Here is a 20946-nt window from a genome sequence, read left to right as displayed (position 1 = left end):
TTTAAACTTTAGATGCAAACGAGGAAAAGTAAAAAGAAACTAATGTATGGCGAGTTATTGATCTTGAATTAGGAGTTAATATAGAACCCATCGGGTCAAATCTAGCCCTTTACATAATCGGACCAAGCCAGAGACAACTTTCCCGCTAATCTGCTGCAATTTCAATCACCAAAACAGCGACACTGCTAGCGCCAACGTGTGCTTAATGTCAATTCTTCGGATAGGTGTCATTGTTCCGTAAATCAATGTAAAAACGTTTTTTCCTTCAATGAATAAGTTGTAATCTCGAGCTTAGAATTCAAGCGTCTTACATTTGCTTCAACGTCAAGTTGTTATAGTTGGAGCTCGACTAGGAGTTGGTATGAAGAGTTTTAAGCTAGGTTTAGGGGCCGCTTTCGTCGCGCTCGCACTTTCAGGTTGTCAATCCGATTTGCTGAGCCACAGTAAATCAGACAGTAAGATTATTTATGTTGATCAACATGCGACAGCTGGTGCTCACAATGGCACGAGCTGGAACAATGCGTATGTTGATTTACAAAATGCTCTGGCTGCAGCGAAACCCGGCGATCAAATTTGGGTATCTGAAGGTACATATTATCCGACGAATGGAAGCGATCGCTCTGACAGCTTTAAAATGGTTAGCGGTGTTGAGCTAATCGGTGGTTTCTCCGGCAAGGAAACGTTAGTTACCCAGCGAAATTGGCAAAAAAACAAAACGATTTTAAGTGGTAATATTGGTGATAAGAACGATCAAAAAGACAATAGCTACCATGTTGTAGTGGGTGCCAACAATGCGGTTCTTGACGGGTTTATTGTTGAGGATGGTTACGCCATGGTTGACCTTTCTAAAATGCCACCGCCGAGAGGCAGTAAGCCACCAACAGGACCGAAAGGGCCAACTAACCATACTTCTCCTGCTGCAATAACTTCTGGCCCTTCAAATGGTGTGGGTGCTGGTTTGCTCAACTATCAAGCAGCTCCGATTGTGCGAAATACCACTTTTGAGAATAACTACGCGATGAAAGGTGGTGCGGTTTATAACATGACAAGCCAAGGCACGCGTATATCTGATGACAACCCGAGCCCAGTGTTTATAAACACTATGTTTAGCAACAACTTTGCCCAAGGTCGTGGAGGTGCTGTTTCAAACGATTTGTCGACAGATCCTATCTTCATAAACTGTCAATTTGTCGCCAACTCAACCGCGGATAAAGGCGGGGCAATGTACAACGATTTTGGCAGCTCACCAATTGTTCTTAACAGTCAGTTTACTCAAAATAAGGCCATGCGCGCTGCGGCATTCGGTGTCGACGGATCTTCTCGTCCAATATTGATCAATGTATCGATAGAGAACAATCAGGTGTCTGATATTGGCGCTGGTATCTATCAAGGTTCGTATAACGCTGCAGATAGCGGTATTCAAAACATTACCTATGTTATTAACTCTAAAGTGCTCAACAACCATTCGGCAACGAATGGTGCGGCAAACTGGATGAATTGGGGCGATGACGAAATAAAAACTTGGGGCTCAGATATCGGTAACTGGAATTATGGCGATACTATGAGTGTTCAGAAGCGCCAAGAGTTTGCTTCATTAGTCAATTTAAGCGAGACCCTGAAAAAACTGCCTGCTGATGCGATTGCCCAAGGCCAGATATCGACCATTGAAAAGTACATCCAACACGCGACGCCACCAAAAGGACCTGCGGATAAAAATCAGCAGCATAAGTTTGGCATAGATGCTCCTGTAGTGAGCCAAGTGAGCATATCCTCGAACGTTGTTTACGTTAATGCTAACGCGGCAAACACAGTTCAAGATGGCAAATCATGGAAAACGGCCTATCACTCTTTGCAAGCGGGCATCGACAGTGCAGCCAAAGAGGGTGGTCAGATTTGGCTAGCACAAGGCACTTATTACCCTGCCAAAACAGATAGAGCAACGTCGTTCGTAGTTCCGGCTGGTGTAGCCATTTATGGTGGTTTTAAAGGCAACGAAACACAATGGAATCAGCGTAATTGGCGCGACAATCATTCGATTTTGAGTGGTAACATTGGTGATAAAAATACCGATAAAGACAATAGTTACCATGTTGTGATTGGTAGCAAAGGCGCGTTAGTTGATGGCGTGACAATCCAAGATGGTTATGCGAACGGGCCTGATCGTCAAGGGTATGGTGGTGGACTGCTAGCTTGGGGTTACAACCATTCAGTGCTAGTTAAAAACACTACGTTTAAAGATAACTTTGCTCGTGAAGGTGGCGCAGCGTTTTTCTTTGACAATAGCCGTAGCGACTTAAATAACGTTACTTTTGAAAACAACAAAGCAGCCTTTGGTGGTGCGATTGCCGCTCGATTTGGCTCAAATATCGAGATTGATAATTCAACCTTCAAAGACAACTACAGCACGGACCGAGCTGGTGCTTTACTTATCAACTACGGCTCTGATGTGAAGGTGAAAAACTCACTCTTTACTGGCAATTATACCGAAGGTAATGGCGGCGCGATTTGGGTAGACGATCAAGCGTCTCAATATGGTGGTACTTTCCCTGTCATTAGCGGAACGGCCTTTGTGAAAAACCATGCTGATTATTACGGAGGAGCAATCCATAACTTCAATAAAGGCACGTTAACGATTGAAGAGTCATTTTTTGAAGGCAATACCGGTCAGTATGGTTCGTCCATCGCTAATACTGCTGGAAGTGTGTTGAATATTAAAGATACGCAAGTGCCATCTGGAACTGTGTACAAAACCAATTCGCAAGGCTAACAGCTAGCGTCTGAGCATCACATATCTGTGCATCACTTAAACGTTAAAGTGATGCACAGTAGTGAAAGCTAATTAGGCAAAAATATAGTTGTACAGTAAGCCTGCAGCTATAGCCATTCCCAAAATGACAGTGAGGAAAGCAGCTATCATTTGGTTTTTGAAGATTGACTTCAACAGAATGACTTCAGTTAGACTTGCTCCAGCGCTACCTATAATCAATGCCATTACAGAGCCTAGTGCCATGCCTTTTTTAACTAAAGCGGCACTTAGTGGAATCACAGCTTCTGCGCGAATATATAGTGGAATACCAATAATTGCAGCCAGAGGTATTGCGTACCATTTACCATTCCCAGCATATTCCGCGATTAAATCGGCAGGAATAAAGCCATAGATAAACGAACCGATCAGAATACCAACCATTAAGTAAGGGAACACTTGCTTAAAGTCTTTCCATGTTGAGTACCAGATTCGTACCCAGCGGTTAGGCTTCTTTTCTTCAATAATGGCTGTAGCAGAACCATCAGAGCTGCAAGATACTTGTGTAACCGAATTTGCTTCTGCGCTGCATGATGCCACCACGGTTTCTTTTGCCGCCGTTTTGCTATCAGAACATTTGCTTGCACATGATGACGATTCTTGTGCTTGGTATGCTTCAGGTTTTACATAGCGCTCGAACCCTAGCTTCTCAAGAATGAACCCTGCTGATACCGATACCACCATCGCAACCAAGAAGTAAAACAGTGCGACTTGCCAGCTGAAGGTCACCACAAACAATCCAATGATGACGGGATTAAGCAGTGGACTACTAAATAGGAACACCATCATTGGTCCAAAACCTGCTCGAGCGCGCAATAGTCCTTTCAAAAAAGGAATAGTAGAGCAAGAACAAAATGGGGTGATTGCGCCGAGTAGAGCGGCAACTAAATAACCTTTTCCTTTACGAGAGCTCAGAATAGATTGAATTTTTTCTGGTGTAAGAAACTCCTGCAGTATGCCAACCAAGTAACTGATACCGATAAAAAGGATGATCAGCTCTGTTGCTAAAAAGGTAAACATACTAAGAGCTTCTTTGCTCATCGCGATAATTTCACTATTCATGGTGTTACTCCAGTACCTAGTTATTGGAAAAAATTATCCAACACTTAAATTTATATTTCCAGAATTATAGAAATAAAAAGAAAATGATCAAGCAATATTTCCATAAATATGGAAATATAAAAGCTAACCGTTTGAATAAACTTTATAAATAAGATTATCACTTAGAAGGGTGCAAGCATTCTGTGTTAACAAATCCCCTAAGTTAGTCGCTATATCGGCGTTCTTTGAGGGTAAATGGAGTGAATTTTGTAGCAGGTAAACAAAGGTGTGTGTAAATTTTTGGTCAGAATACGGTTAACAGAGCGGCTATACACTGGTAGTATTGCTGCGTAAATGATTACGAAAATTTATACATCAATGAATCAAAGCAGTGTACGGTTTACGCCTCGTAGCAAGAAAATCTCTGGGAACACTACCGTTACAACACTAAAGGTGATCTTAGCCTTGTTGTTGGTTGTGCTTGTTATTGTGGGTTCTATGCTCACGAAAAGAATCATTCATCGTAGCCAAATTGACCAAAAGCGAGTCTATGGATCTTGGGTAGAAGTAGGCGCTCCGGCGTACAATGCTGATGTAATCAAGATCAATGAAGTGGGCGTGTACAAAAACTCACATCTAATCACCACTAACGTTGATTTCAATGGCAGAAAGCTTTCCATCAACACGGGCAAAGGACAAAGTGTTTATGTGTTAGATCGGAAAGACCCGAATATCCTAAAGCGCGTTGAGCCACGTCTGCCACAGCAACAATTAGTGAAAAAAGGCTATGAAGGGACAGTGGAAGTGGATGTTTCAGGTTATATGAGACAGAAAAAAGTCAGCCGTTACTTTTCTGAAGAACAGCACCCAATAGATGCTCAGATGAAGGAAATGCACCAGAATCAGCCGAGTACTTCTATTGATACTCCAGTTATCGATTTGTACATCGAGCAATAGTTCAAAATACGATTGAAGGCCTTTGGCTGGCTAAAAGCCACGTCGTTTCCAAAACTGGCCTTCATCTCGCGCCACCACATTAAATTTCTTTTCTGCAATCACCTTACCGTTTAGCTCTATATACATATGCCATTCACCTAGGTTGCTCTCTAGGCCGTCAATAGGGTGGTGAAGTTGGATGGTATCGCCGAGATAAAAATCCCAGTCGTTGCTGTTAATGTGCTCTTCGCCATCAAATGGCGCCAATACTTGCCCTTTTTTACTCAGTACACCCGGGTGTTGAATACAGTAATAGATTTTCGCGCCCTTGGCTTTTTTAATATTGACGATAAAACCAAACTCAATGTCTTCGTCTGCTGGCACTGTCTGGGTGAAGTCTTGTACTTTTGGTAAGTCTTTAGACTTTGAATCCCAAGTTGAATAGATGCCATAAGAAAGGATTTCGACGATAGGGGAGCGTTTGGCCATTGGAGTGAGTCTCTATCAAAAATGAATAGTGGTAACTTCCCACGGTAGAGAAGTTACCACTCAATACGGAGAGTTTAGAAGTTGGTTTCGTCTAGCGTCAATATACCGGATGTAGCATCATATTCGATGATCTCTGCATAACGAGCCCATTCTATGAAGGTTTCGAATACACGTTTAGCTTCATCATCACTGAAGTGATCTTCCAGCTCAGTTAGGAATCGCGCTTCGTGAACAGTATGATTTGGACGTTCTTTCAAGATACGAATGACATGACGCGCTAAAGGAATATTCTTCACAAGCAATCGAGAGAACGTTACTTTACGGTCGGTAATTTCTGCTTCTACAAATTGTTTACCAAGTGCCGTCATGGTGATGTCACCATCCGAGACTTGCGCTAGGCCAAGTACAGACAAAATCTCAAGAATTGGGAATAAGTCATCAACGTCAAGGCGGATATGATCGGCCAGTTCTGGTAAGTCGAGAGCCGTACCTTGTTCCTGAATCTCTAAAGCTTCTGCGAGAAGACCTGTTAACTCTTCAATGTCAGCATCAGGCAGACGGTAAGCGATGGTTAATGCTTTGCGTCGGTTCATACGTTCACGCAGCTCGTTAGTTTCTGCTGTCGTCATCATACGATACACTTCGTCGATAAGCTCAGTGACTGCAGGATCTTGACTGTTACGTGGATGAGGCAAGTTGACAGAAAGCTCACCACGAATAAAGCCCGGGTTACTGCCGAAGATAATAATGCGGTCGGCGGTCAGTACGGCTTCTTCGATGTTGTGTGTGACGTAAAGAATGCCTTTCATAGCGCTGTTCTTTTCCCACAGCTCTAGTAAGTCGTCACGCAAGTTTTCAGATGTTAAAACGTCTAACGCTGAGAACGGTTCGTCCATGAGCAGTAGATCGGGCTTCAAAACCAACGCTCGAGCAAAACCAACACGCTGACGCATACCACCAGAAAGCTCGCGAGGGTAGGCATTTTCAAAACCATCCAAACCAATCATATCAACAGCTTCAAGCGCGAGTTTACGACGCTCAGCACGAGTCATATCGCGAGCTTCTAATCCAAGCTCTACGTTTTGCAAAACAGTTAGCCAAGGCATCAAAGCGAAGCTTTGGAATACCATAGAAATATCGCGCACTGGGCTGCGTACAGGCTGGTCGCGGTAAAGCACTTCGCCGCCACTTGGCGCCGTTAGGCCAGCGATGATTCGTAATAGAGTAGATTTACCCGAGCCAGATTTACCTAAAAGCGCGACGATTTCGCCTTCTTTCATGGTGAAGTTTACGTTTTCTAAAACCAGTAGCTCTTGCTTGTCTGGCTTTTTGAATGCCTTTGAGATTTGTTTGACATCAACAATGATGTTGCTTTTTGACATCGTTAATTCCTTACAATTTGTTCGAGCTAGTAGCGGAAACGTGTTTCAGCGTAGCGGTAAAGCCTGCGCCAGAATACTCGGTTAAACAGTGTTACCCATATGCACATTACCAGTACGCCAAGTGCAATTTTTGGCAGGTTACCTGTACTGGTATTTTCTGCAATGTAAGCACCAAGGCCAGTTGCAACAAGCTTGGTGTTGCCCCAAACCATTACTTCAGCAACGATACTTGCGTTCCATGAGCCACCAGCTGCTGCGATAGCGCCAGTTACATAGAATGGAAATACGGCTGGGATAAGATACTTAAACCATTTGGCGTAGCCGCTGATTTGCATGTTTTGCGCAGCAAATTTGAGTTCTTGTGGAATCGCTGAAGCGCCAGCAATTACGTTAAACAAAATGTACCATTGCGTGCCCAAGACCATGAGTGGAGCAGACCAGATCTCAACATTCAAATTGAAATGAATGATGGCAATGATAAAGATTGGGAAAAACAGGTTCGCTGGAAACGCCGCCAAAATTTGCGCGATAGGTTGTATTTTCTGCGCTAGGCGAGGGCGTAAGCCTATCCAAATACCAACTGGTAGCCAAATGCACGAGCAAAGCAGAATGAGTGAGAAAACACGTAAAGCAGTGTAGAAACCAAGTAACAGTACGTGCATTGTTTCTTGCAATCCAATGCCCTTACCGTTGTAAATAAAGCTCCAAGTGAAATAGGCAAACACCACGCCCATCACGGCAAGTAGGCCATACCATAAACTTTTGTTTAGTTTGCTGTATTCAATATCCGCCATCCGATGAGATGGTTTCTTGTATTCTTTCTGTTTGAAGTAGCTGATATTGACGAAAGCATTGGCTTGATTCACGCATACGTTTGAAAACGCTTGCATCCAATGTGCTCTTTTAAGAAGGCTTAGGAACCAAGAGCTAGAGCCTTCTGAAGGCATGTCAGAGACAACGAACTTTTCAGACCAAGTGACCAGTGGGCGGAACAGCAATTGGTCGTACATCAAGATAACGGCCAACATCGCTAAGATGGCATATATCATTGCTGGTACATCGCTTGTGTTGATGGCTTGTTGGATATAAGAACCGATGCCCGGTAGCATCACTTCTTTGTTACCGACTGAAATCGCTTCTGATGCAACCACGAAGAACCAGCCGCCAGACATCGACATCATAGCGTTCCACAATAGTCCCGGCATCGCGAAGGGTACTTCCATCTTCCAGAACTTCTGCCAGCCAGAAAGCTGATACATATCAGCAGCTTCACGTAGCTCTTTGGGCACAGTCCTAAGAGATTGGTAAAAGCTCAAAGTCATGTTCCACACTTGAGATGTGAATACAGCAAAGATAGCGGCAAACTGAGGGCCTAATAATGATCCTGGGAAAAGAGAGACAAAAAAGATGATCAATATAGACAAGTAGCCAAGAATAGGAACCGACTGCAGAATATCAATAATAGGAATAATTATCTTACCTGCACGTTCACTTTTAGCGGCAATCACGCCGACAATGAAACTGAATACGAAGGATAACGCCAACGCGATAAACATGCGCAGTACGGTTTCCAGTGCGTATTCAGGTAGAGCCCAAGGGCTTAGCGAAATCGCAATTTGGTCGCCAATGTTGAAAGGGCCAGCTAGATTGGCTCCTGCCCAACATAGAGCAATCAATGAAGTAAAAATGAGCAATAATGCAAACAAGTCCCACTGACTTGGAAGTAACCTGTTTGATGGTTGGCTATACAATGTACGCATGGCTGAAAGCTCCGAAATGCCTGTCGTCAATGCGGTGGAAATTTTAAATTACTTTTTGCACGCTGAAACGCTCATCGAAATGGACGCTAATGCAATATTTAAGCTGTTGATATTATATGAACAACAAGTAATTCGCGCGAATCTGTATGCCCTTTCTAGCAAAATATGAGCGTTATCTGTCCAAGAGGCGAAGCTCTTGCCAATCAAACCAACTCACCATTCGAGAAAGAGCGGATCAACTCGGAGGGTTTAGAGGTTGTACGTTATGGTAATAGCACTCAAATCGGGTATCTATACTCGGTGCGCTTTGAATAGTACGTTTGCTATATGAAGTTTTTATTGCAACGGTGAAGCCCTCTCCTAGGCTGGAAAGTCCTTTATTCGACAATGAATTGTTAAATAAATGCATACCCATGACTTCTTTATATGGTGGTGGGCCCCGTAATTTGAGGCGGAAATGTAGCACTATTTTCTTGTGTTGTATAGGGAAATCAACTTTGTATTCACGTTAAAAATTGGAGAGCAATCGATAGCCAATTCGTATAGGAGTAGAGTCCTCAAACAAGCGATGCTCCCCAACAGGGTCTAACCGAGTAAAGTCTTTGAAACTAATGCTACACATGGTGCAAACGCATCATATAAAATACTCAATAGAATCGAATATTTTGATAGAAGAACATCAGGGATTCGGTAACAGCAACAGACTAGCGAGAAGAACATGCAAGAAATGAAAACCTATACGTTTGAAGTTGAAATAACAGGCCGAAACCTTGAAACGGATGAGAAGCTTCTTGCTTTTGCAGAGAAATGCACACAAGCAGGCGTTTATGACTATGAGCCTTTGATGGCAAACGGTAGAACGTATCTGCGCTCTATATGTCAGGCGAGCAATGCGGATGATGCGTATGCACAAGTGACGCGCGATATTGAGTCTATGGAAGGTGTGCAAGTCAAACGTGGTGGTGACATGAAGATAGGCTCAAATGATTGGACAAATTTGATGGAAAAGTTAAAAGGCCAAGAAAAGCTTTGAGCTCCAACAGCGACTCTAGCAATGCATTCGGTGTATATTTACAACACTTTGACGCGGTAGTATTGCAAGCAGAACAAACAATCGGTATTGTCCACTAGGTGAACTTACTCCCCCAATTCCTAAGAAGGAAGCTACGCAGCATGAACAAATAACACCTGTTTTCATATTTAAATCATCAAACCATTTAAAATTGATCTCAGGGTTAGTAGGCGTAGCTTAATGATCTTTCAATACCATTTTTTCCATCAGCTATTTTAGAATAGCCTGAACTCAAACGAATAAATCTATTTAAGCTGTGCTGAATTATGCCCTGTTATTCGGAGGCATTATGCATATCCAATTTAAAAATTTTGGCTTATCTACTCAATCCAAAGAGCTCTTTAGCTCATTTACAGCGCAAGTGAATGAAGGTGACCGCATTGCGATTATTGGTCGCAATGGTAGTGGTAAAACAAGCTTACTGAAAGCCATACTAGGTGAAATAGAGCCTACTGAGGGGACAATCCAATGCTCAGATAGCACCATTCTAAGCTATGTAAGCCAATTAGATAACTTACATACTGGGCTAAGTGGCGCGCAAAGCTTTAACAAGCGCTTGTCTAAAGCATTATCAAACTTCCCAAACGTATTAATTCTGGATGAGCCGACTAACCATTTAGATGCTGACAACAGAAAAAGCCTGATTAACATGCTGAAGTATTTCTACGGGATACTCATCATTGTGACTCATGACGTGGCTTTTATAAATAGCATTGCCAATACCATTTGGGAGATTGATTCCGGTCGGATTCATATATTTAAAGGTCGTTATGATGACTATCAACAGGAGAAACTTCACAAGAAAAACCACCTTTTGAAACAGGTCGATCAAATAGATAGGGAGAAAAAGCAAGCGCACCTGAAGTTAATGAAAGAGCAAAAGCGTGCAGCGAGCAGTAAGTCACAAGGTCAGAAGAGTATCGATAATCGTAAGTGGGCGACAGTCGTTAGCAAGGCAAAGACAGATCGTGGCAATACGACTGCAAATAAAAACAAGGCTGCATTGGTACAAAATCAGCAGGCACTAAAACAGAAGCTAAAGGATCTTCATTTCGTTGAGGAAATCAAACCCAGCTTTGAGCTAGGCAAGTTCTCAGTATCCAAAGGGAACATCATCACTATTTCTGACGGCCAACTCCGATATAAAGGTGAGGGTGAAGCGAAAGCATCAGCGATAGTTAACAACATCAACTTAAAGGTCATGTCTGGTGATCGCATTATCTTACAAGGGAAAAATGGCTCGGGTAAAACATCATTCTTAAAGGCCTTGATCTCGCACCCTAGTATTTGCACCTCTGGCGATTGGGAGCTGATTCGTCCCAATGACATTGGTTATTTAGACCAAAAGTATGCCAATTTAGATGAAAACCTAACGGTGTATGAAAGTGTCAAGCAAGTTCAGCCCAAATGGATAGACCAGGATATCAGGCACAAACTGAACGAGTTCTTGTTTAGGAAAAACGAAGAGGTGTTTAAGCCTATTCGTGTTCTGTCTGGTGGTGAGAAAGTAAGGTTGTCGCTTTGTTTGCTTTCGACACTTACTCCTAAGCTACTCATTTTGGACGAAGTAACCAACAATTTAGATATGGAAACGAAGGAGCATGTTGCCTGCGTTATTGAGCAATACCCTGGGACCTTATTGATTATATCCCATGATACTCACTTTCTTGAGCGTATAAATTGTAGCCGGAGAATCACTGTTGAAAACAATATGTTGGTGGAAGAGTGAACAAGTTTCGAAGAGGGGAGCCTCTTCGAAACTTTTAGATGTAGTTAAAAGGCCCTAGAGAAGCAATGCTCACTTTATTGGGCTTGATATCCTTCAGGAACGATCACAGGTAGATCGGTGCAGCCAAAGTCCAAACCAAACTGACTCAATATACACGTCAGCTGGCCACGGTGGTGGGTTTGATGATTGAAAATATGTTGGAGAAACTCACCTACATTTCTCTCAATTCTTTCCCCTTCGGTTGTGGTGTATTTGACTACTTTTGAGCAAGTTGCATCGGTAAGACTTTGTGCGATTTGCAAATACACGTCGTCTACTTGTGTCCTAAGTATTCTCAGTTCATTGATGGTGGATACGAAGGTATCATTGACCGACTTTGCGACAGGTAAACCTGCCAACGAGCTTTTATCGAGGCTTACTAAATCATTTGCGATTAGGCGCTGAAGCATAATTAAGTCACCAAACATTATGTGATTCCAGTAGGCCATAACATTTGGAAAAAACGAATGCGTTTGCTCCTGAAGCTGATCTGAAGATAGCTGCTCACATACCGCCAGCAATTGTTGATTCATACGCTGGTTGTAGCGCGCTAGCATTCTGAAGTTTGAAGAAAGGTTCATTTTAATCCTTTAGCAAATAACGCTATAAATGAAGTAGATTCGAAAGTGCTTAGGAAGCTGAAAATAGCTCACTTTCATTTTTCATCGACTTAAATTCGATAGGGTTGCCACTGTAATCCAACACAAACATGGTTTTCTGTTGGCCGACACTATCTTTGTATCTAACCTGAGGCTTAACGATAAAATCAATATTGTTGCTTTCGAAAACCTGTTGAACTTGTTCAAATTGATCATCAGTCAATACACAACCGAAATGGGGAATGGGCACTTCAATGCCATCTACAAGCCCACAGTAATCCAGCTCCGGTATGTTTGCGCTAATATGAGCTGACAGCTGGTGGCCGAAAAAGTCGAAATCGATCCAGGTTTCTGTCGAACGACCTTCCTTGCAACCTAGCATATCCACATAGAATTGACGTGTGCTTTTGAGATCCTTTACTTTAAATGCATAGTGAAAACTGTTCACAATTCTTCCTTAATAATCCATTAACTATATTTGCTCGAGTGCGAAGGCAATTATAAATAATGCCAGCGACATTTATACTGCAGTCAAACTCAATCTAACACGCTTTTGCGAATTCTTACGCTTAAAGATGCTAGTATGGTAATTGCCCGAATCGAGCTGAGCTTGTTCGAACAAAAGGGAGGCTATTCCAATCCATATTTTTGCGCAAAGCAGTCATGAGTGGAATCATCATTCCATTCATACTCCGCTAGGTTTGCAATCTCTCTGGCTTTGCTCTCTCCCCATATATCGGCAATAAATGCTAACGCCATATCTGTCCCAGCCGAAACACCCGAAGAGGTGTAGATATTGCCATCTTTGACCCAGCGAGCTTTGGTAATCCAATTCGTGTTCGGGCCTTGCGACACCACCCAATGAAACGCCATTTTGTTGGTTGTAGCTTGTTTGTTTGCAAGTACGCCACTTTTTGCAAGCAATGCACTTCCAGTACAAACTGAAGTGATATAGCGTGCTTTTTCAGCTTGCTTAGCTATCCAGTCTAATGTCGGTTGATCATTCACCATTTCTCGCGTCCCGATCCCTCCTGGGACAAGCAGAACGTCATATTGGGATGCACTATCGAGGTTTGTTTGAGCATAAGCACACGGGCCCTGCGCTGATTTAATAGGGCCAATCTCTTGGGCCACGAGTTCTATCGAAATATCTTCAACATGCCCTAGCATTTCGAGAGGGCCGAAGACGTCAAGTAGTTCGAATTGATTAAATAGTAATACGCCTATTTTCATATGTTCACTCGTTGCTTTGTCATTTGATGGAGTGTTTAAATAATATCCGAATTTCTGTTGTCATGTTTAAGCTCACGAGAGCAAAAGCTGAAACTGTTTACTTCAAGTCTGATAAACTCCCATTAAAATTATTTCTACTAGGAACCCCAATGAGCCAAGAGCAACCGAATAACCCGTTACATGGTTTGACTTTAGAGAAAATCCTCGTGCGTTTACAAGAGCACTACGGTTGGGAGGGGTTGGATGCAGAAATTCAAATCAACTGCTTTTACAATAACCCATCAATCAAGTCATCGCTAAAGTTCTTACGCAGAACGCAATGGGCAAGAGACAAAGTTGAAGCTCTGTATATCGACACCTTCTGTAAGTAGAGAATCATATCTAATCGTAGCATGGACGTTACTTTTCCTAAGATAACGCACGCGGTTAAACAACTGGTAACGTGCAGGCTCGTTTTATGTGAAATCAGAATGCGAAATATGATGTTTATACTTTATTTTTTAATGCTTTATGGTAGCTTGATTGCAAGTTAGATAGGCAGGGAAACGCGCCGATCTGTTATTCAGAATGTTAAGTTTGTATTCAGGCGATTCGCAAAATGGAAACTGTAGTAAAGGTTATTGAGTTAGTTAAGTCTATAAAAAGGGAAAAAGTAACTCCCTTAAGAGTTGATTTAGCCTATCGTCCCACTTTTAATATCGATTGTTATCGCGAAGCGGTGCTTCACAGGTTCATAGAGCTGTGTGAAAGCTCGGTATTACTATCTAAAAGCGGTAACTATGTTGCCGCTGTCGTATCCGCAAGAGCCGCACAAGAGTCATTTGCAGTCATTGCGTATTTGAGCTTTAAGTTGGAAACCTTTGAAAAAGATCATGATTTAGTAAGGTTATTAAATACAATGCATCGCTTGAGCATTGGATGGAAAGGAGATGATGAGTTTCCTGATATGATCAACGTCCTAACGTGTATTGATCAAGTGGCGAAAAGGCTGGACCCTGACTTCAGAGCTCTATATGACAGTCTCTCAGAAACGTCACATCCAAATTACCAAGGCGTTTTAGGCGCATATTCAAGCCCAAATCATGATACCAAGGAAGTAGTAATGGGTATTTCATCAAAAGCCAAGGATAGGCTGTGTGATTTAGTTGTTACAACAATACATGTGTGTGTCTTGCTGTTTGAGCATATCCAAGGAGAGTTTGAAGCTAGAATGAACAAGGCATTAGATATATGTATTGAACTGCATGAGCAAGGAATATTGAGTGACATTTTCTACGCAAAATAAACTCAATAAACAGTTAAGAGTGATCCATCAGGCTTGTCATATTTAATTTGGGTTTAGTTCAGTGTTTACGGTGTCCAAATTGAGTACAGCGTTAGAGTGCTTACACCTTAACATTCCACAATGCCCGTACTATTTAATTTCTCAAGTGTTTGCTTGGTCTTATCTCTTAACATATCTCTGAGCAGTCTAACGGTCGGAGTTATAGATTGGCGGCTTGGCAGAACTAACCAAAGCTCGGTTGGTGTGGGTTTGTAGGTTGGCATTATTGCTACCACCTTGCCAGCCAAAAGGTCTTGTGACATATCAAGACTGGATTTTATGGCAATGCCTTTGCCGCTAACGCACCAACGCCGAACAAGGTCGCCATCGTTAGAGCCTCGATTGCTGGTTAGCTTGACTTTATGACTGCGCTTTTCTTCACTAAATACCCACTCGTTTTGAAGAATGTCATGAAGCTGATAACACAAGGCATTGTGGTTTAACAATTCATCCGGTGTTGTCGGAGTGCCATTTTCGTTTAAATATTCAGGGCTGGCGCAGAGCACTCTGGGTACGTCACAAATTTTAAAACCGTACATACTGGCATCTGTTGGAGCGCCGTAGCGCAGTGCCATATCAACCGAATCCCGATAGAAATCGACATTGCTGTCACTGATATGTGCACTGAGTGAAACGTTTGGGTATTGCAACAAAAACTCATCCAGCCAAGGCGCAACAATATTTCTACCCAAATCGGATGAAAGAGCAATGCGGATCGTACCGTCAATAATGCCGAGATCTTCCTGCAGGTTCATCTTTGCTTTTTCAAGCATCTTTAACGCTTCTTCACACTGAGGGAGGAATCTTTCTCCTGCGGCTGATATCTTCAAACTGCGGGTAGTGCGAATGAATAGCTCTGCTCCTAAAGATGCTTCAACCCGCTTAATAGCTGCGCTGGCCGTTGCGGTGCGCATATCTAGGCTGGTTGCAGCAGCAGTGATACTGCGAAACTCTGCGACCTTTAAAATAATCAACAAATCCTCAATCTGCATGATGAAACCTTTCTAATTTAACCTTATTGTCAAAATATATTTGATAATATTTCAAATTATAGCCTGTTTATCATTAATAATGACCGCACTATTATGCATCTCATGCCAACTCTGCTCTTGTTCAAAACTAGAGCTTACTAATTACAAAATTTAGGAGTCCATTATGGCTAAGTTAACTATCGTTGCGAATATCGTTGCCAATGAAGATCAAATCGAACATGTAAAAAACGAACTGCTAAAACTGATTGAAATAACTCGTGCTGAAGAGGGTTGCATCAACTACGACCTTCACCAAGACAATGACAACCCAGCTCATTTCATGTTCTATGAAAACTGGTCTTCACGTGAGCTTTGGCAAGTTCACATGAACAATCAGCATCTAGCTGAGTATATGAAAGCAACGGAAGGTTGTGTGGCAAGCTTTACGCTCAACGAAATGACTCAAATCGGCTAGGGGCTAATTAATATTCGGATCAGTCGCCTTCAGCGGTAGTTTAAAAACTTTACGCGATAGCTGAGATTTATGACAGTTTAAAAAGCCAGCGTTCTCTCGCTGGCTTTCGTTCATTTGACTCTATTGCTGATGTTGCAAAAGTTGCTGACGGATATGCTCTTCAATGGTTTTAGATTGATTACTTACGTAGTCAAAATAGATCAGTATCGCTAGTCCTTTTGCTACTTTATTCCCTTCTTGCCAAGCCTCGTGGCGTAAGTGACAAGACGAGTTGCCGACCTTTTCGATAAAAGTACGAATTTCAACGTCTTTGCCCCAGTAGGTTTGAGCGAGTAAATCAATCTCGATGCGAGCAATAATCAAAGGCCAACTCTTCACCTCTAAAGTCGGATGGAAAATCTCGAAAATAGGTAGCCTTGCCTCTTCGAACCAGATGGCAAAAGCAGTGTTATTGATATGGCCAAGCGCATCAGTGTCGGTAAAACGCGGAAAAATCGTAGTTTGAAACATATTCGAGCCTATCGGTGTTTGAGTTTAAGGTCTTAATGCAAGAGAAACTTTAGAGCTAGGTTGTTTGTTTAAGTTTTTACAAATTGCCCAGCCAGCTTGGGCAACTTTGTTTAAATCAACACCTGTCTCAATGCCTAGCCCTTGGCACATGTAGAGCACATCTTCCGTCGCCACATTGCCTGATGCACCTTTAGCATAAGGGCAGCCACCTAAACCTGCGACACTGGTATCGATAACAGTGATACCCATAGTGATCGCTTGATGTATATTAGCCAGTGCTTGGCCCCACGTATCATGAAAGTGAACGGCTAATTGGCTTATTGGAATTTGTTTGTGTACTGCCTGAATCATATTGCTCACGCGTTGAGGCGTTCCGGTTCCGATAGTGTCGCCTAGAGAAATCTCATAGCAGCCTAAGTCGAGTAAATCTTTAGCCACAGAAGCAACTTGCTCTGGGGACGTAGGGCCATCATAGGGGCAATCGACAACACAGGATAAGTATCCTCGTACCGGAATGTTTTGTTGTTTGGCTTGTTCCATTATTGGAGCAAATCGCTCAAGGCTTTCCGAAATCGAGCAGTTAATATTGTTTTGGCAAAAACCTTCAGAAGCTGAAGTGAAAATAGCGACCTGATCAACACCGGACTCCATAGCCTTTTCGAAGCCTTGTAAATTGGGCGTGAGTGCTGAGTAGATAACATTTGGCTCGCGTATCATCCGCTCCATAACGGCTTTGGAATCTGCCATCTGTGGCACCCATTTTGGGGAAACAAAAGAACCCACTTCGATATGAGACAGTCCAGTTTCTGATAACTGTTCAATTAAGTTGATTTTAGCGTTAGTGGAGACAACGCGTTCGTTTTGCAAACCGTCTCTAGCACCCATTTCAACTATGGTTACTTTTTCGGGGTATTTGTTTGTAGCGCTCATTGTCTCAGTGCTCTTTCTGTGTGCTCACCCAGTTTGGGTAGCGCTTTTCAAAAAATGCATGAAGGCCTTCTTGGCCTTGTTCCGATACACGAGCATCAGCGATGAGCTGGCTGGTGAATTGAATAAGCTCCTCATTGATCGGATCTTTTTCACAGCGAAGGCATAAAGCTTTAGTTTGCCTTACTGCTTCGGGGCTGTTGCCTAGAATTAACTGGGTCAACTCTTTAAGGTATTCATCTTGTTTGTGCAGCGAATTGACGACTTTGTGTATCAGCCCAAGCTGAAGGGCTGTGGTGCTATCAAAATGCTCACTGGTCAGCATGTATCGTCTTGCTTGGCGGGTACCGATTGCCCTGCATACATATGGCCCGATAGTTGCCGGAATCAGCCCCAGCTTTACTTCGCTAAAGCAAAATGTCGAATCAACCGTTGCTACGGCAATATCTGAGCAACAAATGAGGCCAAGCGCCCCTCCAAACGCGCAGCCATGCACCAACGCGATAGTCGGGTGGGGGAAGGTATCGAGTTCATTCATTAAGGCGGCTAATTGCTCGGCATCTTTGAGATTTTCACTATAGCTTTTGTCTGCCATAGATTTCATCCAGTTAAGATCTGCACCGGCTGAAAAATGCTTTCCCTCTGCGTGTATCGTCAGGCATTTCACCGATGGTTCATTTCTTAGCATGCGTAAATGCTGAATGAGCAGCTGAATCATCTCGTCATCAAAGGCGTTGCTTTTGTCCTTTCTGTTGAGAGTTAGAGACGCAATACCAAGCTCATCGATATGGCACAACACGTGCTCGAGTTGAGGGTTGTGAATGTCAGGCATATCGATTCTCCTACATCCTGAAAATACCGAATTGGCTTTCAGGGATTGGCGCTCTTAGTGACGCTGTTAATGCTTGTCCTAATACTGTTCGTGTTGTTTTAGGATCAATAATGCCATCATCCCATAAACGTGCACTTGCATAATAAGGATGGCCCTGACTTTCATATGTTGCAACGATTGATTGCTTAAATTCACTTTGTTCGGCATCAGACCACGTTTCGCCTTGCCGCGCCTTGATATCGTTTTTTACTTGGCTAAGGACTCCGGCAGCTTGCTCACCTCCCATTACTGAGATTCGGGCATTTGGCCACATCCAAATCATCGTTGGGTCATAGGCTCTGCCGCACATGCCGTAGTTCCCTGCGCCGTAAGAGCCACCAATAATGACGGTAAATTTTGGTACATCAGCGCAGGCGACCGCCATTACCAGTTTGGCACCGTGTTTTGCAATACCTTCTTCTTCGTACTTTTTACCCACCATAAACCCGGTGATATTTTGTAGAAAAAGTAGCGGAATCTTTCTTTTGGCGCACAGCTCAATGAAGTGAGCCCCTTTTTGTGACGACTCAGAAAACAATATACCGTTGTTGGCGACAATCCCGATTTGCTGCCCATATAACCGAGCAAACCCACAAACCAATGTTTGTCCATAAAGCGCTTTAAACTCATCGAAGTCAGAATCATCAACAATGCGAGCGATAACCTCTCGAACATCGAAAGACAAACGTAGGTCGGCATTGACGACGCCATAGATTTCTTCTGCGTCGTACCTTGGCTCTAACACTTTGGTTGTGGCGGCATTTGAAGGCTGTTGGTTGATATTTGAGACTGCTTGCCTTGCTAGAGTAAAGGCATGATTTTCGTTATTAGCGTAGTAATCTGCGACGCCAGACTTTTTACAATGCACATCGGCGCCACCTAACTCTTCATCAGTTACAACTTCACCTGTCGCTGCTTTGACTAGAGGCGGCCCGGCCAAAAAGATAGTTCCTTGCTGCTTTACAATGATGGATACATCAGCCATCGCAGGTATATACGCCCCGCCAGCGGTACATGGGCCTAGCACAACTGCGATTTGAGGAATGCCTTTGGCAGACATTCTGGCTTGGTTGAAGAAGATTCGGCCAAAATGATCTTTGTCGGGGAAAACTTCCGCTTGGTGGGGAAGGTTAGCTCCGCCAGAGTCAACTAAATAGACACAAGGCAGGTGGCATCGTTCGGCAATTTCTTGAGCACGAAGGTGCTTTTTGACAGTGAGAGGGTAGTAGGTACCGCCTTTAACAGAAGGATCGTTGGCGAGAATCATACACTCAATACCTTCGATTTTTCCGATTCCAGCTACGACGCCTGCACATGGTATTGACTCATCATAGACATCCCAAGCGGCAAATTGGCCAACCTCTAAAAACGTTGAACCTTTGTCTAAGATACATGCAATTCGTTCTCGAACAGGCAGTTTGCCTTTTTTGCGCTGACGTTCAATTGCTGATGCACCGCCACCTTGCCTGATAGTCTCAATATCAGCGTAAAGAGTATGGACAAGCTCTTGCATTGCTTGCTGGTTCTTTTGATACAACGGCGAATCTTTTTTTACTTTAGATTGGAGAACAGTCATGGTTTATCCTAAATCTAATCGTTAATAAGTCTTATCGAGATTCATCGAACAGTTCACGTCCGATAAGCATTCGTCTGATTTCTGAAGTGCCAGCGCCTATTTCATATAGTTTGGCGTCGCGTAGAAGCCTTCCTGCTGGAAATTCGTTGATATAACCATTGCCGCCAAGCAGCTGTATTGTGTCCAAGGCAACTTTTGTGGCGAGTTCAGCACTGTACAGAATCACACCAGCAGAATCTTTCCTTGTGGTTTCACCACGATCACAAGCGGCTGCAACGGCATATACATAAGCTCTAGCTGCATTACTTTGGGTATACATATCGGCAATTTTGGCTTGTACTAACTGAAATTCACCTATGGATTGACCAAATTGCTTGCGGTCATGAATGTAGGGAACCACCAAATCTAAACATGCTTGCATAATGCCTAGCGGGCCGCCAGCGAGTACGACTCGTTCATAATCTAGCCCGCTCATTAGCACTTTAACGCCTTGGTTGATTTCTCCTAATACATTGCTCTTAGGTACGCGGCAGTTTTCAAACACTAGCTCGCATGTATTTGAGCCGCGCATCCCAAGCTTATCGAGCTTTTGCGCATGGCTAAATCCAGCAAATTGCTTTTCAACAATAAACGCTGTGATGCCATGGGCTTTTTTGTTTGGGTCGGTTTTGGCATAAACCACGACAACGTCGGCATCAGGGCCGTTGGTGATCCACATTTTGCTGCCATTTAGGACGAATTCGTCACCGACTAAATCCGCTTTTAGCTGCATGCTAACGACGTCAGAGCCAGCATTTGGCTCACTCATTGCCAGCGCGCCAACGTAACTGCCATCAATCAACTTGGGTAAATATTTCGCTTTTTGTTCTTCAGAGCCATTGCGATATATCTGATTGACGCACAAATTGGAATGAGCGCCGTAACTGAGTGCAACCGAAGCCGATGCTCGGCTTATTTCCTCCATTGCGATGACATGAGCTAGGTAGCCCATGTTTGCTCCGCCGTATTGCTCATCTATGGTGACGCCAAGCAGGCCCATATCTCCCATAAGAGCCCAAAGGTGATTTGGAAACTCATTATTTTTATCAACTTCTGCTGCGATTGGGGCGATATGTTCCAACGCAAATGTGTTCACATGCTCTCGCAACATTCTTACTGTTTCATCAAGACCGAAATTAAGTGGGGTATAGCAATCCTTCATGACGCCTC

At 43.2% G+C, this 20946-nt stretch carries 20 protein-coding genes; 7 read left to right on the top strand and 13 right to left on the bottom strand.

Going from position 1 to position 20946, the window contains the following annotated elements; all coding sequences use genetic code 11:
* Nucleotides 1-361: 361 nt before the first annotated feature.
* On the top strand, nucleotides 362-2767 hold the full coding sequence (locus L7A31_RS13450; protein ID WP_237362298.1) for a right-handed parallel beta-helix repeat-containing protein: 2406 nt from the start codon (nucleotides 362-364) through the stop codon (nucleotides 2765-2767).
* Between the two features lie 72 nt (nucleotides 2768-2839).
* On the opposite strand, the gene L7A31_RS13445 is transcribed toward L7A31_RS13450, so the two are convergent.
* A complete protein-coding gene (locus tag L7A31_RS13445) occupies nucleotides 2840-3865 on the bottom strand; it encodes a permease (protein ID WP_237362297.1) in 1026 nt (341 codons plus the stop codon).
* A 333-nt stretch (nucleotides 3866-4198) separates the two neighbouring features.
* On the opposite strand from L7A31_RS13445, the gene L7A31_RS13440 reads away from it, so the two are divergent.
* The gene (locus tag L7A31_RS13440) at nucleotides 4199-4801 is read left to right on the top strand and encodes a DUF2850 domain-containing protein (RefSeq protein WP_237362296.1); all 603 of its coding nucleotides are present in this window, start codon (nucleotides 4199-4201) and stop codon (nucleotides 4799-4801) included.
* A 30-nt stretch (nucleotides 4802-4831) separates the two neighbouring features.
* Here L7A31_RS13440 and L7A31_RS13435 read toward each other — a convergent pair whose 3' ends face one another.
* From L7A31_RS13435 to L7A31_RS13425, 3 genes are all read right to left on the bottom strand, one after another.
* Complete coding sequence (locus L7A31_RS13435; RefSeq protein WP_237362295.1) at nucleotides 4832-5269, bottom strand: DUF3859 domain-containing protein; 438 nt, start codon at nucleotides 5267-5269, stop codon at nucleotides 4832-4834.
* A gap of 74 nt (nucleotides 5270-5343) precedes the next feature.
* Nucleotides 5344-6651, bottom strand: a complete 1308-nt coding sequence (locus L7A31_RS13430; protein ID WP_237362294.1) for an ABC transporter ATP-binding protein — start codon at nucleotides 6649-6651, stop codon at nucleotides 5344-5346.
* A 26-nt stretch (nucleotides 6652-6677) separates the two neighbouring features.
* A complete protein-coding gene (locus L7A31_RS13425) occupies nucleotides 6678-8411 on the bottom strand; it encodes an ABC transporter permease (RefSeq protein ID WP_237362293.1) in 1734 nt (577 codons plus the stop codon).
* Nucleotides 8412-9129: 718 nt separating this feature from the next.
* On the opposite strand from L7A31_RS13425, the gene L7A31_RS13420 reads away from it, so the two are divergent.
* The gene (locus L7A31_RS13420; protein ID WP_237362292.1) at nucleotides 9130-9444 is read left to right on the top strand and encodes a hypothetical protein; all 315 of its coding nucleotides are present in this window, start codon (nucleotides 9130-9132) and stop codon (nucleotides 9442-9444) included.
* A 328-nt stretch (nucleotides 9445-9772) separates the two neighbouring features.
* Nucleotides 9773-11212, top strand: coding sequence for an ATP-binding cassette domain-containing protein (locus L7A31_RS13415; protein ID WP_237362291.1), 1440 nt, complete (start codon nucleotides 9773-9775; stop codon nucleotides 11210-11212).
* Nucleotides 11213-11286: 74 nt separating this feature from the next.
* On the opposite strand, the gene L7A31_RS13410 is transcribed toward L7A31_RS13415, so the two are convergent.
* The 3 genes from L7A31_RS13410 to L7A31_RS13400 form a co-directional block, all read right to left on the bottom strand.
* A complete protein-coding gene (locus L7A31_RS13410; RefSeq protein WP_237362290.1) occupies nucleotides 11287-11832 on the bottom strand; it encodes a DinB family protein in 546 nt (181 codons plus the stop codon).
* A 49-nt stretch (nucleotides 11833-11881) separates the two neighbouring features.
* Nucleotides 11882-12298, bottom strand: coding sequence for a VOC family protein (locus L7A31_RS13405; RefSeq protein WP_237362289.1), 417 nt, complete (start codon nucleotides 12296-12298; stop codon nucleotides 11882-11884).
* A 182-nt stretch (nucleotides 12299-12480) separates the two neighbouring features.
* The gene (locus L7A31_RS13400) at nucleotides 12481-13083 is read right to left on the bottom strand and encodes a DJ-1/PfpI family protein (RefSeq protein WP_237362288.1); all 603 of its coding nucleotides are present in this window, start codon (nucleotides 13081-13083) and stop codon (nucleotides 12481-12483) included.
* Nucleotides 13084-13232: 149 nt separating this feature from the next.
* Between L7A31_RS13400 and L7A31_RS13395 the strand changes: the two genes are divergently transcribed.
* Nucleotides 13233-13454, top strand: a complete 222-nt coding sequence (locus L7A31_RS13395) for a VF530 family protein (protein WP_005472135.1) — start codon at nucleotides 13233-13235, stop codon at nucleotides 13452-13454.
* A 227-nt stretch (nucleotides 13455-13681) separates the two neighbouring features.
* A complete protein-coding gene (locus tag L7A31_RS13390) occupies nucleotides 13682-14368 on the top strand; it encodes a hypothetical protein (RefSeq protein ID WP_237362287.1) in 687 nt (228 codons plus the stop codon).
* 107 nt (nucleotides 14369-14475) lie between these two features.
* Here the strand turns inward: L7A31_RS13390 and L7A31_RS13385 are convergent, their stop codons facing one another.
* Nucleotides 14476-15399 (bottom strand): LysR family transcriptional regulator, encoded by a 924-nt coding sequence (locus tag L7A31_RS13385; protein ID WP_237362286.1) that lies wholly within the window; start codon nucleotides 15397-15399, stop codon nucleotides 14476-14478.
* 163 nt (nucleotides 15400-15562) lie between these two features.
* Between L7A31_RS13385 and L7A31_RS13380 the strand changes: the two genes are divergently transcribed.
* Entirely contained in the window at nucleotides 15563-15853 is a 291-nt protein-coding gene (locus tag L7A31_RS13380) for a putative quinol monooxygenase (protein ID WP_237362285.1), read from the top strand.
* A gap of 120 nt (nucleotides 15854-15973) precedes the next feature.
* Here L7A31_RS13380 and L7A31_RS13375 read toward each other — a convergent pair whose 3' ends face one another.
* The 5 genes from L7A31_RS13375 to L7A31_RS13355 are packed head-to-tail and all read right to left on the bottom strand — an operon-like array spanning nucleotide 15974 to nucleotide 20938.
* A complete protein-coding gene (locus tag L7A31_RS13375; RefSeq protein WP_237362284.1) occupies nucleotides 15974-16363 on the bottom strand; it encodes an acyl-CoA thioesterase in 390 nt (129 codons plus the stop codon).
* 24 nt (nucleotides 16364-16387) lie between these two features.
* Nucleotides 16388-17293 (bottom strand): hydroxymethylglutaryl-CoA lyase, encoded by a 906-nt coding sequence (locus L7A31_RS13370; protein ID WP_237362283.1) that lies wholly within the window; start codon nucleotides 17291-17293, stop codon nucleotides 16388-16390.
* Nucleotides 17294-17297: 4 nt separating this feature from the next.
* Nucleotides 17298-18122 carry an enoyl-CoA hydratase-related protein gene (locus tag L7A31_RS13365; RefSeq protein WP_237362282.1) on the bottom strand — a complete coding sequence of 275 codons (825 nt, stop codon included), beginning with the start codon at nucleotides 18120-18122 and terminating at the stop codon, nucleotides 17298-17300.
* A gap of 10 nt (nucleotides 18123-18132) precedes the next feature.
* Nucleotides 18133-19737: a carboxyl transferase domain-containing protein gene (locus L7A31_RS13360; protein WP_237362281.1), complete on the bottom strand. Its 1605-nt coding sequence runs from the start codon at nucleotides 19735-19737 to the stop codon at nucleotides 18133-18135.
* A gap of 31 nt (nucleotides 19738-19768) precedes the next feature.
* Complete coding sequence (locus tag L7A31_RS13355) at nucleotides 19769-20938, bottom strand: isovaleryl-CoA dehydrogenase (RefSeq protein ID WP_237362280.1); 1170 nt, start codon at nucleotides 20936-20938, stop codon at nucleotides 19769-19771.
* Nucleotides 20939-20946 lie beyond the last annotated feature (8 nt).

Source organism: Vibrio marisflavi CECT 7928, from assembly GCF_921294215.1.
Taxonomy (GTDB): domain Bacteria; phylum Pseudomonadota; class Gammaproteobacteria; order Enterobacterales; family Vibrionaceae; genus Vibrio; species Vibrio marisflavi.
This window is presented reverse-complemented; position numbering and strand designations above follow the sequence as displayed.